Annotated in this window: 14 protein-coding genes; 6 read left to right on the plus strand and 8 right to left on the minus strand. The window is 69.1% G+C overall.

Features of this window, described 5'->3' with window-relative positions; genetic code table 11:
- Positions 1 to 23 precede the first annotated feature (23 nt).
- From AC1DV7_RS10350 to AC1DV7_RS10375, 6 genes are all read right to left on the minus strand, one after another.
- Positions 24 to 467, minus strand: a complete 444-nt coding sequence (locus tag AC1DV7_RS10350; protein WP_477597037.1) for a helix-turn-helix domain-containing protein — start codon at positions 465 to 467, stop codon at positions 24 to 26.
- Entirely contained in the window at positions 464 to 1627 is a 1164-nt protein-coding gene (locus AC1DV7_RS10355) for a hypothetical protein (RefSeq protein ID WP_477597038.1), read from the minus strand. The genes AC1DV7_RS10350 and AC1DV7_RS10355 overlap by 4 nt, the downstream gene beginning before the upstream one ends.
- Before the next feature lie 5 nt (positions 1628 to 1632).
- Positions 1633 to 2403, minus strand: coding sequence for an AAA family ATPase (locus AC1DV7_RS10360; RefSeq protein WP_477597039.1), 771 nt, complete (start codon positions 2401 to 2403; stop codon positions 1633 to 1635).
- Positions 2400 to 3908 (minus strand): Mu transposase C-terminal domain-containing protein, encoded by a 1509-nt coding sequence (locus tag AC1DV7_RS10365; protein ID WP_477597040.1) that lies wholly within the window; start codon positions 3906 to 3908, stop codon positions 2400 to 2402. Before AC1DV7_RS10365 ends, AC1DV7_RS10360 begins: the two co-directional genes overlap by 4 nt.
- Positions 3909 to 4015: 107 nt before the next feature.
- Positions 4016 to 4642: a PD-(D/E)XK nuclease family protein gene (locus AC1DV7_RS10370; protein WP_477597041.1), complete on the minus strand. Its 627-nt coding sequence runs from the start codon at positions 4640 to 4642 to the stop codon at positions 4016 to 4018.
- 727 nt (positions 4643 to 5369) lie between these two features.
- Positions 5370 to 5714, minus strand: a complete 345-nt coding sequence (locus AC1DV7_RS10375) for a hypothetical protein (protein WP_477597042.1) — start codon at positions 5712 to 5714, stop codon at positions 5370 to 5372.
- Between the two features lie 220 nt (positions 5715 to 5934).
- Between AC1DV7_RS10375 and AC1DV7_RS10380 the strand changes: the two genes are divergently transcribed.
- On the plus strand, positions 5935 to 6957 hold the full coding sequence (locus AC1DV7_RS10380) for a hypothetical protein (protein WP_477597043.1): 1023 nt from the start codon (positions 5935 to 5937) through the stop codon (positions 6955 to 6957).
- On the opposite strand, the gene AC1DV7_RS10385 is transcribed toward AC1DV7_RS10380, so the two are convergent.
- Positions 6932 to 7432, minus strand: coding sequence for a hypothetical protein (locus tag AC1DV7_RS10385; RefSeq protein WP_477597044.1), 501 nt, complete (start codon positions 7430 to 7432; stop codon positions 6932 to 6934). The two genes, AC1DV7_RS10380 and AC1DV7_RS10385, sit on opposite strands and share 26 nt — an antisense overlap.
- A 242-nt stretch (positions 7433 to 7674) precedes the next feature.
- Between AC1DV7_RS10385 and AC1DV7_RS10390 the strand changes: the two genes are divergently transcribed.
- The 4 genes from AC1DV7_RS10390 (at position 7675) to AC1DV7_RS10405 (ending at position 11507) form a co-directional block, all read left to right on the plus strand.
- On the plus strand, positions 7675 to 8025 hold the full coding sequence (locus AC1DV7_RS10390) for a hypothetical protein (RefSeq protein ID WP_477597045.1): 351 nt from the start codon (positions 7675 to 7677) through the stop codon (positions 8023 to 8025).
- Positions 8025 to 8375 carry a hypothetical protein gene (locus AC1DV7_RS10395; RefSeq protein ID WP_477597046.1) on the plus strand — a complete coding sequence of 117 codons (351 nt, stop codon included), beginning with the start codon at positions 8025 to 8027 and terminating at the stop codon, positions 8373 to 8375. The genes AC1DV7_RS10390 and AC1DV7_RS10395 overlap by 1 nt, the downstream gene beginning before the upstream one ends.
- Positions 8376 to 8541: 166 nt before the next feature.
- Positions 8542 to 8868, plus strand: a complete 327-nt coding sequence (locus tag AC1DV7_RS10400) for a hypothetical protein (RefSeq protein WP_477597047.1) — start codon at positions 8542 to 8544, stop codon at positions 8866 to 8868.
- Between the two features lie 443 nt (positions 8869 to 9311).
- Entirely contained in the window at positions 9312 to 11507 is a 2196-nt protein-coding gene (locus tag AC1DV7_RS10405; RefSeq protein ID WP_477597048.1) for a DUF262 domain-containing protein, read from the plus strand.
- A 32-nt stretch (positions 11508 to 11539) separates the two neighbouring features.
- On the opposite strand, the gene AC1DV7_RS10410 is transcribed toward AC1DV7_RS10405, so the two are convergent.
- Positions 11540 to 14653, minus strand: a complete 3114-nt coding sequence (locus tag AC1DV7_RS10410; protein ID WP_477597049.1) for a DEAD/DEAH box helicase — start codon at positions 14651 to 14653, stop codon at positions 11540 to 11542.
- Positions 14654 to 14807: 154 nt separating this feature from the next.
- Between AC1DV7_RS10410 and AC1DV7_RS10415 the strand changes: the two genes are divergently transcribed.
- The gene (locus tag AC1DV7_RS10415; protein WP_477597050.1) at positions 14808 to 15266 is read left to right on the plus strand and encodes a hypothetical protein; all 459 of its coding nucleotides are present in this window, start codon (positions 14808 to 14810) and stop codon (positions 15264 to 15266) included.
- The last annotated feature ends 19 nt before the right edge of the window (positions 15267 to 15285 follow it).

Below are 15285 nucleotides of genomic sequence, written 5' to 3' on the forward strand. Positions count from 1 at the left end.
GTGGGCGTGGGCGACCTCACGATCTAGGGGAGGTCGTCCACGTCTGAGAGGTTGTGGGCAGCTGTCGGTGACAACCGCAGGCCGGCAGCGGTGGATGTGCGGACGAGTCCCGCCTTGAGCAGTGTGGGAAGGACCGTCTGGCGTTCGAGCCCGGACAGGCTCCGGGAGACGTCGGCGGTGGTTTGTATCCGGCGCAGCAGCCGTGCCTGACCCACGTCGAGCTCCTGATCGCCGGCCGTGGGTGTCACGCGGGCCGCGCCGGGCCCCATGGGCGAGAGCAGGCTGACCGGCGGTGCCTCGAGAGCGGCACAGATGCGTTCAAACTCACGGATGGTGAGTCGGCCGTCGTCGCCACCTGCCTCGAGGCGGCTGATGACTTGGTAGTTGAGCCCCGCCAGAGTGGCGAGTTTCCTTTGGGAGAGTCCTCGCAGGGTGCGGGTTTCGGCGAGGGCGGCGGCGTTGATCACGTCAGCGGGTGGAGCGTGAGCCCGAGCCGGCGGAGCCAGCGAACGGGGTGGGAGTGGCGTTCGGCGGTGCGGCCGTGGACTCGGATTCCGAGGTCGGTGACGGCGTCGTTCAGGCTGCTGGACACGGCGCGTTCGGGGATCCCGAGAAGGGTCGGCTTCGCCTCGTGCAGCGGAGTGCGCAGGTGGACCAGGGCCCGCAACGCTCGGGAAGCGTGCTCGGGGAACTCGACCTGCCGGCCGGGACCCAGCGCGACCGTTCCATTCGCGTTCGCGGCGGTGAGAGGCAGTTGGTGGATGGCGCGAACCCCGACCTGGTGCATGGCGAGGGTGACCGCCACTGCGCGGTGGGGTTGCCGGTAGGCGGTGAGGGCGGCGTCGACCGTGTGGGGGTCGGTGAGCTGGCGTTCGGGACTGATCAACAACGCGGGCAGGTCGGTCTTGAGGTAGAGGTCGCAGTGCCAGGCGGCTAGCTGGAGCGCGCGAATGTCCACGGTGAGCAGGTCGTCTTCGGGTGCAGTGCCCAGGATCCCTTCGGCCAGGCGCGCGATGACGTCTGGGCCGCTGTCGTCGCGGCGGAGGGTGTCGTAGCAGCGGGTTGCCGTGGAGGTGTGACGGAGGCGGACTCGGTCGGCGGCCTTCTTGCCGAGCGTGGTGTCGCAGGCGGTGCGGAACTGATGGAAGGGTGCGTCGGGGAGCTTGACGCCCAAGGTGGGTCGCTGCCCGGGCGCGGTCGTTCTCGGGGTGGGCGGCGGGACTTCGTCGAGGTGGCGGGGGTGGGCGCCGCGGCGGGCGAGGGCGCGGATGAAGGTGTCGCTGTGCTCGGCACGGTGGAGCAACCACAGGGGAATCTGCGCGGTGTTGGCCCACGAGATGACCTTGGGAAGAACGGTGGGGTGAAGTCGTTGCGCTTCGGTGATCACCAGGGCGGTGATGTCGTAGGCGCGCATCCAGGCGATGGCCAGGGTGACGTCCTGGTGTTCGTTTCGTCCCTTGCCTGCGACGTCGCGGCGTTTGCCGAGGGCGGCGAGGATGTCGCCGGCGATTACGGCGCCACGGCGCAGGTCGGGTCGCACCTGCACCCACAGGGCGCTGCCGCCGGCGGCAGGCCCGGTGGGCAGCTCGAGGGGGATGTCGGTGACGTCGACGTGGTGGGTGGGCATTTGGTCTATCGCTTCTTGGGGGTGGGCAGCAGGGGCAGGCGGGCCGCTACCTTCTTGATGAAGGGCAGGTCGAACTCCTCAGGTTCTCTGCCCGCCTCGGCGTCGAGGCGGTGCAGGTAGAGGGCGGCCTGAAGGAAGCGGGCCCAGTTCTTGATCAGGCCCTTGCAGATCTGGGTGTCGATGAGGTGGATGAGCCCGGCGTCGGCGGCCAAGAACATCGGGTGCAGGCTGCCGACCGCCGTGAAGAGCGCGTCATCGCGCAGCGGTTCCACCTCGACCCACGCGATGACTTCCCCGTGCAGGTTCGCGGAGGTCTTGAGCGCCCTCATCGCGTCGGTGGCACCGAGCAGGACGAGGGTCCAGGTCGCACCGGGCTGCCGGTGAAGGTAGTGCAGCTGTTCGGCGGCTTGTGCGGTGAGCTGTTCCGCGCCGTCGATGAGGATGATGCGGGGCTCCTGGGCAAGGACGGCGACGAGCTCGTCTTGCATGTCGCGCAGGGCGAACACGTCGTCGTCGGTGGTCACCGCCTCGTACAGGAGCCGGATGATGTCCTTCGAGGTGGGGTTCGGCGGGACGACGATGTGGTGGTAGGGAATGGCCTGTTCGGTCAGGCAGGTCAGGACGGCGAACCGCTTTCCGGTGCCGTGGTCGCCGGTGACGAGCAGGGTGGAGCGGAACGTGGCGGCGAACTCGAGCTGGTCCGCGATCTGGGTGAACGCCGCGGTGCGCACCGGGACGGCGGCGGTCTCGAGGCCGGGGAGCATGAGCAGGTTCACAGCAGCGACCCCTGGCCGTCGATGCGCTTGCTGCGGGCCTGGTCGAACGTCTTGTCGAGGTCGGCGAGCAGGTCGACGCGGGTGCCGGTCGCGATGCGGGTCTTCTTGCGGCCGGCGCCGGTGACTTCGACCAGTTCGATGGCGCCGGGGTGTGCTGCCCGGGCGCGGGAGGCGGCGGCGAAGTGGCGCTGGGTGTCGTGCTGGGCCTGCCGGCGGGCCTGGAGGAACGCGAGCTTGTCATCCGGCCGCAGCGAGTCGGCGGGGTAGCAGGTGGTGACGTGGGTGCCGTCGTGGAAGACCTCGATGAAGTCGCGGGTGTGCGGCAGGTAACGGACTTCCACACTGCGACCGATGAGCTTGTGAAGGGCTCCGTTCAGGTCGACGTAGTCCACCTTCTTGTGCCGCACCCCGGTCTTGGTGACCTTGTGTACCTGCTTGCTGAGCAGGAAGTCCTGCCACAAGCGGTCCCTCGGGATGTCCCGCAGGGGGGTGCGTCCCTCCTGCCACGCCTGCAGCGGGGTCATGTCGAGGGTGCGGTTCTTCAGTTCGGTGTTGCGCCGGTCGATCCAGGTGTGGAGCTCGTGCAGGAGGGCCTCCTCGCTGAGGGCGGTGGTGGCGAGCAGGTACGCGCCGCGCACGTCGACGCCGCTGTCGCTGTACCCCGGCAGAGGGGCCAGCCCGTTGCTCTTGAGGTGGCGCCAGAACCGTTCGAGGCTGCCCTTGAGGTGCGGGCTGTAGGCGGGCAAGGCGACCGGGGTGACGCCGAGGCGAGCGCAGGAGTCGGTGACCAGGTCGGACAGGAAGTCCAGTCCTCGGTCCCACACGGCGCGTTCGGGCAGGCCCCCCACCGGCGTCTGCCCGTCGGGTGCCCAACGGATGTCGAAGGCGCGCATCAGGGCGGCGCGGACCTCCTCGGACGTCGGGACCCCGTGGGTGGTCAGCACCCAGGACAGGACGTACCTGCTCCCGGCGTCCATGACGACGGTCAGCCACGGGCGCCGCGCCGTCAGGGTTCCGTCGGGGATCACGAAGATGGGCAGTTCGGTGTGGTCGAGCAGGTAGCTGGCGCCGCGCTCTTCGCGCTCACTGGGCAAGTGGACCCGGACTTCGCGGGCCACCTTGGGTCCCTTGCGGGCTACGGCGATCGAGTGGGCGCCCAGGTGCTCCCAGACCCGGCGGCGGAAGGTGCTCAGGCTGGGCAGCGGGTTGGTCCCCCGGTACTCCGGGTGCTGGTTGAGGGCGTCCCAGGCGCCGGCGATGTTGCCGCACATGGTGAAGACCGCCTCGACCACGGTCTGGTCGACCTCGAAGCCCTTCTTCGCGTCGCTGGGTGCGTCGTCGTGGCGGGCGATCATGCGCTGCAGGTGCCGGACGGTGTAGCCGCAGTCCTGAGCGACGAGTTCGTAATGGAACCGGGTCAGACGTCCGGTCGCGTTGCGGGTCTCGAGCAGCAGCTCGACGGCGTGGTCGCGCGCGGTGCGCTGCATCTTGTGCTTGTTGGCCATTGGTTCTTCTCCGATCGTGGGCGGGTGGACCGAGGCTGTGGCCGCGTTGCCTGCAATGGTGCGGGTGGGGTCGCTGGTTGCGCGTGGGGCGATCGGGGGGTTCTGGATCAGGTGACCTCCCCCATTTGGGGGAGGTTGAGCTGGGTGTGCGTTGGCCGTCCTGAGGCGAGGAGCTCGATCAGCGGTCGCTCTCCCATGCGCGGCCGCCAGGTCGTCGAGGGCCGCTGCTCCGGTGGGAGGAGGGGGGCGAACTGACCGGCCGGGCTGGTGAGGTAGAGCGAGTTGCGGGGCCGAGTCAGGCACAGCAGTCGCACCCCCACCACATGGGGACCGAAGAGGTCGCGGGTGGCGTGCAGGTAGCGCCGGGCTTGCTCGTGGTGCTCCCTTGTGCCGAAGAAGGCCCAGTGGCCGGTCTTGAGCTCGTCCACGAGGAGGCGCCCGTCTGCGGCCTTCCACAGCAGGTCGACTCGGCCGCTGCCGAGGTGAACCTCCGACCCGAGGAACCGCCACGGATGGCCGGGGGCCAGCTCGCGAAAGTAGGTACCTGTCAGTCCGGTGAGGTTCTGGCGGTGGGCGCGTCCCTCGTTCTCGGCCAGGTGACGCAGGTGGCGGCGGACTTCCTGCTTGATCTGCTCGAGGGAGGGGTTGCGGCTGCGCTGCGCGAGGTTGGCGATGATGCGGTGGCACGCGGCCCCCACGTCGCGGTGGCGGGCCATGGTTTCGGTGTCGTCCATGACGGGGCACGGTTCGACAGGGCCGATCGTCCGCAATGCCCGGTGGCGGACCTCTCGACAGGCCAGCGGCACTGGGCCTGGAGGCCGACCGGCCGCTGCCCTTGCCGAGTCCTGGGAGGCGGCGACGGATCGGGTGGACGTCGGGGAGCAGGGCCGTGCCCGCGAGGGGCTGCCGGTCACCGCGCGAGTTGAGCAGCCACGACTGCTCGGGGGCTAGCGTGGACAGCACCCGGACGCCGAGGACCCGCACGCCCGAGCGTGCGGCGTTGGCAGCAGCCAGGTGTCGACGTGCCTGCTCCAAGGTGCTGTTGGAGGCTGAAGTGGTCCGCCCCGTCTTGATCTCGTCCAGGAGGATCCGCGCGTCGGGGGTGCGCCAGGCCACGTCGGGGCGCTGACCCACCAGGTACGGTTCGACCTCCAGAAGGTGGCACCCGGGCGGGGGCAGCAGCCGCTGGAAGTAGATGGCCGCGGCTGCGGCGATCGTCAGCCGGTGGGCCCGGTCCTCGATCAGTGGAGGCACCAGGAGCCGGTCCACGAGCGCCAGGGTCTCCGTCCAACCGAGCGTTCTGAGCCGGTAGGCGGGCGTCTGGGTCAGCAGCTCGCCGATCACTCGGTGCGCCAGGGCGCCGACGAACGCGTGCCGGGCGAGCGTCACGTCCGGTGGCGCCCCTACCGTCACATCGACCCTTACGTTCGTCAGGATGACCACTCCCTCAACGGGGCCCGGTCACCCCTGTGACTGGCCGGATGGTCGGGGGAGGTCAAGGACGGCCCAGGTGAGGGCGGCCATGACCCGCAGCCGAGCCCAGGTCTGCCCGTGCTGGACAAGGCTGAGGGTTTGTTTGGAGAACCCGAACCGGGTGGTGAGGCGGTGGGCGCGGCCCCTGTCCGGGTACGCCCACAGGTGATAGGCCAACTCGTGTTGAACCTGGGCCACGGCCAGCGAGACGCGGTCACCGCCGTCGGGGGTGACCCAGACCGGAGACCCGTGGCAGCCGAACAGGTGTGGTTCGGCGAGGTAGTCGCGGGGGCGGAGACGGAGCTGGTCCAACGGGTGGTTTGGGTGCGGCATGGCGGGGACGGTGCGGGCACGCTCGCCCCCAGCATTCGACTCGATCCCTGCCTCCCTGACTGCCGCGTCGGCATTTCCGAACGACACCACAGGTGGCTGCCGGCACACACCGGATCGACCGCGTCGTCCATGGCCGCCGTGTCCACGTTGGACAAAAACGCTGCCGAGCCCGCGCCGGGGCCGACAGCGGGAGACTCGGCCCTGCCGGAGGGAGGGCGGTGTGATCAGGTCGTCCCGGAGTCCCAGCCAGTTCGTGGCGTTCGGGGGCCGACGCGCCCCGGTGCTGGGGGAGGCGCCCTGGCCCCAGGTCAGGGACTTCCAAGCGAAGCGGTACGACCGGACCCGCGGCGAGCCCGACGTGATGGCGCTACTGGCCGCCTGCAGCGACCTGCAGGTCCTCCAGCTCGAGGAGGAGCTCCGGCAACCGTCGCTGCTCGAGGGCTCGTCCGGACCCTGGTCGCGAGCCTGGCTTCCCCCGTGGCTCGCGGAGTTGGTCACCGAACCGGTGCGCGCGCACCTGCTCAAGTCCGCCTACCGTCTCGACGCTCAACTGGGCACGCCCGCACTGATGCCCGACCCCGCGACGTTCGCCGACGCCGTGGTCCGACACACCCTGACCCTGGCCGCGCGACACTGGGCCGCATTGCTCGGGCTGGACCTCGCGCTCGAAGCGCTTCCTGCGCTGCTGCACGTCCGGCACCACGGTGTCGCCGAACTGTGGGAGCACGAATCTGCCGACGCCCTGACCGACGAGGCCGCTCTGGCCGCCCGTGGCCTGGCCTGCTGCGCACCTACAAGTTGGGGTACCACAGCCGCCGCCATGACCTCGACGGCGACGTTCGAACGACTGCGCTCGGCCCGTCCGGAAGACCTGGTCACCGGCCTGTCCCTGGCCGCGTGGCGCCTCGGCCGTCCGGCGGTGGGAGTGTGCGCGCCCGCGACGGCGGCGGTCGCCCGCGCCAGGCGGGCCCGACGCGATACTCCCGGCTGGGTGGTGGTCGGAGGTCGCCGGTGCCAGCTCGAGCCCCTGGTGCGGGCGCTGTCCGACGGGCGCTCGCGCGCGGTCGTGCTGTGCTGGCAACCGGTCGCCTACCGCCCGGTGCGGGAGACGCCAGTGCTGCTGGCGGGGGTGGTGATCGACACGGACGGTTCCGCGCGGGTGCTGGTGCTCTGGCACGCAGCGGTGCTCGCGGTGCCGCTGCCGTGGGTCGTCGGCATCAGGGAGCCCGGTCCGTGGCGTTGAGCGGTCCCACGCCCCCACCCTCTGTGACGGCGTCAAGACCTGCCCCGCCCGGTGATGCCGGGCCGAGCAGGGCGTCCACCGCGGACCGGAGCTCCCAGAAGGCGGTCGCGTAGAACAGCGGCGTCAAGTCCTCAGGGCGGGCCTCGTCGAAGGACCGCATCAGCTCGGCGACCTCGAGCGCCGCGTCGTGTCGGGCCTGCGAAGGGGGAGGTGCGGCTCGGGCGCGGGAGGTCCGGCCGGACCCGTGGCAGTGGGGGCAGGGCTCGGTTCCCAGAGCATCCGCGTCCAGAACGTCGGTGACGGTGTACTCGCCACTGTCGGCCAGGGCCTGGGCGCAGGCGGCGCAGTAGGGCACGTTAGGTTCGGCCTGGTCCCCGTCGTCGAAGATGCCGAGCGCGGCCGCGGGCAGCAACCGGTGCCCGACCGAGACGCACAACGGCCCGGCGTTGCGGTCAGGCGCGGATGGTCCGGTCACGGTAGGTCGCCCCCCGGGAGAACAGGCGGTGGGTCCGACGGTGGCGGGCGGAGTCGGGCGGTGTCCGAGTCTCGCTCCAGCCGGTACTCGAAGGTTGGCACGCAGGCGGTCACGTCGTCATGGTGATCCCACTCCGTTGCTTTCAGGGCGCCCGCCCCGGACTGTCCAGCCGCGGCGCCGACAGACTGGACGACCGTCAATACCTGGTGCGTGCGGGCGATCGGTCGTGGTGCGGTGTTGTCATGGACGACTCGAGTGGCACCGTGCACTGGCGCACGCGCATGACGATCGGGCGAACCGGCCGGTGGCGCGTCCACACCGAGGCGTCGGTCCACGAACTCGACTTGGACGCCCGCGTCTGGATCCGGCACCCCCGAACGAACGCCACGCCGGTCACCGGAACCGGCCCCCTGGCCATCAACGTGTTCGAGAGCGACGGAACCCCGGTTCCCCTGACGGAGGTCCTGGTGTGCCGGTTGGGTCACCCCATGCTGCTGCTCGTGGACCTGGCCGGCGACGGGGTTCCCAGCCGGACACGATCCACCATCGTGACCTGCATCGAACGGATCGCGGACCGGTCTGGAGCTTTCTGATGGCCGATCACCAGGACGCCGAGGTGGTGGAACTGCCGATGGTGTGCACGTGCGACCCAGGACGGGCAGCCGCCGCTGCGGATTCAATGGTGCGTGTTCGTGCTCGGCTGGGACCCCGCCGCCCGGTCACCGCAGAGAACTTCCTGACCGAGGTGTGCCGGTCGCTGCGCTGGGACTTGCAGGCCCACGTCGACCTGCTGCTGCTGGACCAGTGGTTCGTGGTGGGTATCGAACAGCTGGTGGACCCCGATCACGAACGGCTCATCAGGGTCCAGGCCGACGAAGCCGAGCATGGGCTCGCGGCGCTCTGGGACTACCTGGACGCGGAGCGAGACAGCCAGCGCAGCTGACCCCCCGCTCGCAGCAGGGCCGCACGCGCCCGACCCACCACCAAGCCCGCCCTGAGCGCGCCGCCCGCTGTACGGCGGGAGAGGTCGGTTGCGCTAGCCGCGGGACCCGGCACGGTGCTCGTCGACCCCGGCTGAACCGGGACCGACTAATCCACCGGGAGACGAAATGCCCACCCCCAACACGCCAACTATTCACAACCTGGAGGCTCTGCACCTCGCCGCGGTCGGGCGCGAGCGCGTCCGCCTGCACGGCACCATCGTCAGCAGCGTCGACGGGTGGCGCAGCCGGTACCGGCAGGCCCTGATCACCATCGACATCGGGTGCGCTCAGGTGCAGTTCACCGCGTCGTTGCGTGGGGCCCTGGCGCAGTTGCGACCGGACACCTCCATCGTGGTCGACGTGAGCATGACCGGGCTCGTCAACGTGGCCGAGGGGCTCTACGTGGGGGAKCGGGTTCGCCTGATCGAGTCGTGCCCTCGTCCGCGGGGCTGATGCGCGATGAAGCGGGTCGAGCCGCGTAGGCGCGACCCGCTTCAGCGCATTGTCAGCGGGTCCAGGAGTGACCGGACTTTGCCGACATCACGCACCTCCGTTCGAGTTTCCAGCGGGTGGCCGGGCGGGTGCGCTCCCGGGGTTGCCGGTCCTTCGGTGACCGACCGGCAGACACCGACCGCACCCAGCCCGACCCGTCGGCAGCGGGGTGCCGGTACGGGCTGCGAGATGGCTCAACGGCCCCTCTTGTGCTGGTTTCGCCGCGTCTGCGGCAGGGCGGGGGTAGTGTCCGGCTTTGTATGTTCTGGTCGTGGCTGGCGTGTGGCGGGGCACGACGCAACAGCGACGGGTGTGGGTGCTAGCGGGAAGCATCGAAGCTTCGCCAGTGCACCGGCACAGGATCTCCTTAGGTGGCCAGTGGACACCTCTGCGTTAGGAGCACGATGAAGGCGACACCGTTGACGCCCGCGGAGATCTTCGGCAACCAGATCCGGTATGTCATCCCGCTGTTCCAACGCCCGTACGTGTGGAACGAGCAGGACCAGTGGGCGCCCTTGTGGGAGGACATTGTCCGAGTGGCCGAGACGGTGCTCGTCACACCTCCACCTCCGTTCGGACCCCGAGCCGTGCCACCACACTTCCTGGGGGCGGTGGTGGTGGAACAGCAACACGTCGGCGTGGACTACATCAGCGTGCGTGGGGTGGTGGACGGGCAGCAGCGGATGACCACCTTGCAGCTCTTGATGGACGCAGCGCAGACGGTCGTCGCGCAGCACGGCGACAGCAAGGATGCGCAAGCCCTCGAGGTGCTGGTGCTGAACCCGGCCCAGCTGTCGGCCAACATGGACGAGCGGTTCAAGGTGTGGCCGACGGACCGGGACCAGGATGCGTTCCGGTCCGCGATGGACGACACCGCAGCGGTTGCCCCGGAGTTGGAGAAGTCGAGCATCGTCGGTGCCCACCGGTTCTTCGCCGCCCGCGTCAAGGAGTGGGCGCAGGAACCGGACGACCCCGCGCAGGTCGTCGGCCGGCTCAACGCGCTCACGGTGGCGCTGCGCGACTTCCTCAAGGTGGTCGTGATCGATCTGGAGCCGGGTGACAACGCCCAGGTGATCTTCGAGACGTTGAACCACCGCGGCCAGCCGTTGCTTGCGGCAGACCTCATCAAGAACCTGGTGTTTCAGTCCGCCCAAGCGCAGGGGTTGGATGTGCGGGCCCTGTACGAGAAGTACTGGGCGCCCTTGGACACCGACTACTGGCGCACCGACATCTCCCAGGGTCGAAGGTTCCGGCCACGCATCGACGTCTTCATGAACTACTGGCTGACCATGAAACTGCTGCGGGAGGTTGCCACCGACCGGGTCTTCACCGAGTTCCGCGACTACCTCAGGCTGACGAGCACACCGACCCTGGACCAGGTCCTCGCCGAGCTGTCGAAAGACGCCGCCACGTTCAGCGACCTGGACAAGGCCCCGGCCTCGAGTGTCGTCGGGTTGTTCCGTTACCGGGTCCTGCAGGCCCTGGACTCCGCCGCCGTCACCCCGTTCTTGCTCTGGGTGATGTCCCGCCCGGACGGGGCCCTGCCGGACGCCCAACGGGACCGGGCTCTCAGCGCTCTCGAGTCGTGGCTCGTGCGCCGGGCCTTGTGCCGGTTCACCGCCAAGAACGTCAACCAGATGCTCATCGACCTGCTCCGTGCCGTCGACACGGCCGATGTGGCCACCGCCGGTGACGTCACCCAAGCCTTCCTCGCCCGTCAGGAAGCCGATGCGCGGTTGTGGCCCACCGACGCTCAGGTCATCACCGCCCTCACCACCACGTCCGTCTACAAGAATCTGAGCCGACCCCGCGTCCGCATGCTTCTGGAGGCGCTCGAGGACGACATTCGGCGCGGCGACCCCAAGGCCGAGGACGCGCCCTGTCCCCAGGGACTGACCGTCGAGCACGTGATGCCCCAGTCATGGGGGACGCACTGGCCACTCGAGGACGGCGACGACCCCCTTGCCGCCGGTCGACGTGACGCGGCTGTCCAGACACTGGGGAATCTCACCCTGGTGACCAAGTCGCTCAACCCGGCCATGAGCAACGGACCCTGGTCGGACGTGGCCGCGACCGACGCCGGGCTCCTCGAAGGGAAGAAGAGCGCTCTGCTGCACTCGATCCTTCGACTGAACTCGGATCTCAACAAGCACGCCGAGTGGACCGAGCAGGCCATCGCCGACCGGGGGCTGGCGTTGGCGACCCGTGCTACGCAGGTGTGGCCGCGGCCGGCTCCGACCCAGGTGTCCTCAGGGGCCCAGACCGACGACCAACCCGAAGCCTCCCGTGAGCCGACCCCCGATCCCACCGTCGAGTCGCTCGACCAGCAGGCCGGGACTCCGGTCGAGGCGGCGACCCACAGCGGCAAGTACGTCGACCTGTACCGCTGGCTACGCGACCAGCCAACAGACGAGGTGCGGGCAACATTCGATCAGGTGGAAAGAGTCATCGGATTTCCTCTGCCCGACTCCAGCCGCACCCATATCGCCCACTGGTATGGATACGACGGGTCGGCCGTCGCCCGGGCCATCGCCGACGCCGGCTGGAAGGCAAGCTCGGTCAACCTCACCGCCGAGACAGTCGTGTTCGTCCGCGCATAGGGCCCGCAACACCGCCTTGCTGCGTCACCGGGTCAGAACGCCGGCCCGCGGCCCGTGGCCGGATGGCACAGAGGACAGAGCTGCGGGACATAGTCGCGCTCCTTGGCACGCATGAGAACCGTCGGGTGACCACGAGGGCACGTGGGGTCCTGCTCCCCGTCCGCAAACGCCGGGTCCGCCGTGCGTTTGAGCAACCGAAGCAGCGCCTGAGCCAGCGGGGCCGACTGGGTACTGAGCCAGACCTGCTGATCAGCCATGGTCAGCAGGGAGTATGGGCTGGACAGAACCGCGGACCCCACAGCGAGGTGTTCCGTCACCCGAGGCAGGTAGCGGACGCTGACACCCCGTGCCTGAAGGTCACGGATAACAGCGGCTCGGTCGAGGGTCGTCGGGACCTGGCAGCGGAGGTACACCGCTGTCCCATTGACGCGGGCGCGTTCCAGGGACTGGCGCAGCTCGGCCGCGATCTCCTTCGGTGCCTCGGTCGTCCAGATCACGACGGGCCCGCTCGACTCGTCGAGCAGTCGAACCAGCGGGTCACCGCCAGCGCGTCCGCGCCCGAGCCGCGTCGTCCGGCCGCTCATCAGCAGCGCTTCGAGGTTCACCGGTTCGCCGTGCCGTTCGACGAACGCCAGAGCGCGTCGGGCGGTAGTGGACTCGTGAAGCTCTTTCGTGAGGTGTTTCAGGTCCGCCACAATGCCGAGCTGGTCGCGTGCTCGCGACAGCGCCACGTTCATCAGCCGGAAACCCTCCTCGTGTGGCCGCGTTGCCTGGAACCACGAGTTTGTTCGGGTTTGGCCTGCCGCACCCAACGTGGTGTCCCACAGCATGATGTCGCGCTCGCCGCCCTGGAACCGGTGGACCGTGGACGCGCTGCGCTGCGCGTCGTCGCGCCCCAGGACCGCCTTCAACAGTCTCGCCTGGGCGGCGAAGGGGCTGACCATGCCGAAGGAGCTATCCGGAGGGAGGTGGTGCAGCAGTTCCGCCGCCACCTGTGCGTGCATCGGGTTGAGGCGCGACCATCGGCCAGCGCGTCGACCCATCCAAGGGTGCAGTGCGGAAGTGTCGAACAGCAGGAGTTCCGCCGTCGGGAGGCCGGTTAGCCCAGTGGGTGTCCTGGCCGCGATGTGGGCGCTGCCTCTGAGGCCGATTTCGGGGTAGAACTGGGTGCCGATGAGGGACTCGATGGGCAGGCGCATGCGGTGCTGTTCGCGCAGGGCGACCAGGCCCGGGCGCAGTCGTCCGGTCGAGACCTCTTGGGTGATGCCCACCTCCTCGAAGATGCTCTGGCGCAGCCACCGGTGGGCCGGGGGGCTCTCGGCCAACGCGATCGGGCCGAGCTGGCGGAAGTCCCCTGCCACCACGATGCCGCTGCTGCTCATGGCGGATGCGATGAGAGTCAGGTCGGTGGAGACCATGCTCGCTTCGTCGATGATGACGTAGTCGAAGCGCTGCCCTTGAAGGGTTCGCAGGTAACAGCGGTGCACGGTGGCGAAGGCGATTCGTGCCGTGTCCACGACGGCGGAGTGCAGGCGTGACAGGAGCTCCTCGAGCGTGTTGCGTCGCTCGATGAGGAATCCGACCTCGGGGGCGATGGCGCGGGAGCCGTCGAAGTGCCGGTCGCGGCGCCGAGCGATGTCGAGGTCGTCGGGGCTGTCGACCTCAGCGGTGGCTGCGCCGCGGCGGTGCGACTCGATCAGGGCGAGTTGTTCGACGTTCTTCTTGCGCAGTGTCTCGATCTCCTTCTTGCAGCTCACCAGGGCCCGCGCGATCGGGTCTCCCCGTACGGAGCTGATCCGATCGACCACCACGGGGGTGGGGAGCTCCGCGACTTCCTGCAGTGCGGGTTCGCCGAGGCGCACGACTTCGCCGAGGGCGTACGTGGGCGAGAGCGCGGCGTATTTCAGGAGGGCGGTGTCGACGGCCGCGTTGGTGTTCGACACGAACAGCACCCGCTTCCCGGCCGCGCTCAGGGCCGTGAGGAGGTGCGCCAAGGCGGTGGTCTTGCCGGTGCCGGGAGGCCCCCACAACCAGGTCAGGTCGTTGGTCAGTGCCTCTGCGACGAAGCTCCTTTGGTCGCCGGTCAGCACCGAGGACTGGGCCGTGACTGCTGAGAGTGACCTGGCGGAGTCGGTTGACCGCAGCCGAGACAAGGCGCCGCCCAGGTCGAGGCCCGTGGTGCCCGAGTCGGCGAGAAACCGTCGGCGCAACGCGAGCAGGAAGCTCGCGTCTGACACGATTGTCGCCGTAGGGCTGGGAGGTGTTTCGGTGCGAACCCAGAGCTGGACAGTCTCACCTGCCACGGTGATGACCTCAGCGTCCAGGGCGCGACCGTCGAAGTTGAGCTGGACTTGCGAGCCGTCGGCGAGGCCGAGGTCTCGGTCGAGCTCGTAGGAGACGGTGAACCCTTTCTGGCTTTGGCCGAGGACCACGCCTCGGGACGCGTGTGCGCGTCCGTCCAGGAGTCGCTCGTTGGCGGCCTTGATCTCGTCGTCCAGGGCCGCGAGCACGTCGCCCAGGCACTCCTGCCAGGCTTCGTCGACTTCCTTGACTTGGTTGACTTCGCCGGCGGCCGCGGGCTCCGCCCTTGTCGGCTCGACGAAGGCGGACGGGGTCTCCTCGAGTAGGTCCGTGATCGACTTCGGAAGGACGGAGACGTCCAGGCCCTGCCAGACCCGGGGTGTCGGGCGCACAAACGCGCGTGGCCGATGTGTTGTTGTGCGGGCAGGTGGTGGAGCGGTCTTGGGTCTGAGGTCGTCCGCCACTCGTCGAACGCGTTCCGCGAGCATGTCGTGGTCGAAGTTCCAACCTTTGGCCTGGAGCACGGAGACGGCCTCGGACGGCTCGTGCGACCTCAGAACCAGCTCGATGGCCTTGTCGATGGTGGGTGGTAGCGCGGTCACGCGTTCCTCAGGGGTTGTAGTGCTTACCGGTAGGGGTGGACAGCCCTGCAACGCGGCGCGCCACAGCGCGACCTCTCGGTGGATCCGATCGTGGCCGACGATTAGGGCTGCGAATCGTCGGCCGAGCGTATGGATCCACCCCACGCCGCCGAGGGCGGTTTGCCCAGATTCGGGACAAACAGATGAGGCCGACCGATGCCCACCTGGTGACGGACCGGCGTGGACACGGCGGCGGGACAGCATTCCGTATTGCGCGCGAGCCGGCCGTGGAGCAGAGAGCAGGGGGTGCGCTGCCCGACTCGAACGAACGGCGCAGATCCTGCGAAAAGCATCACTTTCGGATGACTTGACCCATTAGCCTCCGGAATCCCAACCGCAACACTGGAGGCGCACGCACATGTCCAAGCACACCACCGCAGTCATCATGCCGAGCCCGGCACGGCTCGGACCGTGGGGCGACGACAGGTGGCGGTTCGCCGGAGCGATCCAGTATGTCTCCAAGGGACCCGACTTCCTGTGGGCGAAGGGCTCTGACCTCGACGGCGACGAGCGCGGGGCCGAGTCGAGGTTCGGGTCGATGACGGTGCGTGACAACCCCGCCGACAAGGCGGCCGACATCGCAGTCATGGTCTTCGCGGTGCTACAGGTCGAGGAGTGGCGGCAGCTGCACCCGTGGTGGGAGAACGCCGACGACCGGAGCTCAGTCCGGCCCGTCCTGGACGACCTTGTCGACCGGTACCGGGGCCACTTCAAGTTGGCCGTGGTCCAGGCGGACGAGGGACTGGAGGACGCAGTGCTGAAGGAGCTCGCCACCCTCGGCTTCGACGTGCGCACCTTCAAGGAGTGCGAACACTGAGTACGCGCGCTACGGGTTC

The sequence above is a fragment of the Pedococcus sp. P2_E4 genome (assembly GCF_056403935.1).

Excerpts from the sequence above, each read along its gene's own strand:
- AC1DV7_RS10355 (WP_477597038.1), bottom strand. The coding sequence starts at position 1,627 with ATGCCCACCCACCACGTCGACGTCACCGACATCCCCCTCGAGCTGCCC.
- AC1DV7_RS10365 (WP_477597040.1), bottom strand. The coding sequence starts at position 3,908 with ATGGCCAACAAGCACAAGATGCAGCGCACCGCGCGCGACCACGCCGTC.
- AC1DV7_RS10370 (WP_477597041.1), bottom strand. The coding sequence starts at position 4,642 with ATGGACGACACCGAAACCATGGCCCGCCACCGCGACGTGGGGGCCGCG.
- AC1DV7_RS10375 (WP_477597042.1), bottom strand. The coding sequence starts at position 5,714 with ATGCCGCACCCAAACCACCCGTTGGACCAGCTCCGTCTCCGCCCCCGC.
- AC1DV7_RS10390 (WP_477597045.1), top strand. The coding sequence starts at position 7,675 with ATGGACGACTCGAGTGGCACCGTGCACTGGCGCACGCGCATGACGATC.
- AC1DV7_RS10395 (WP_477597046.1), top strand. The coding sequence starts at position 8,025 with ATGGCCGATCACCAGGACGCCGAGGTGGTGGAACTGCCGATGGTGTGC.
- AC1DV7_RS10405 (WP_477597048.1), top strand. The coding sequence starts at position 9,312 with ATGAAGGCGACACCGTTGACGCCCGCGGAGATCTTCGGCAACCAGATC.
- AC1DV7_RS10410 (WP_477597049.1), bottom strand. The coding sequence starts at position 14,653 with ATGCTGTCCCGCCGCCGTGTCCACGCCGGTCCGTCACCAGGTGGGCAT.
- AC1DV7_RS10415 (WP_477597050.1), top strand. The coding sequence starts at position 14,808 with ATGTCCAAGCACACCACCGCAGTCATCATGCCGAGCCCGGCACGGCTC.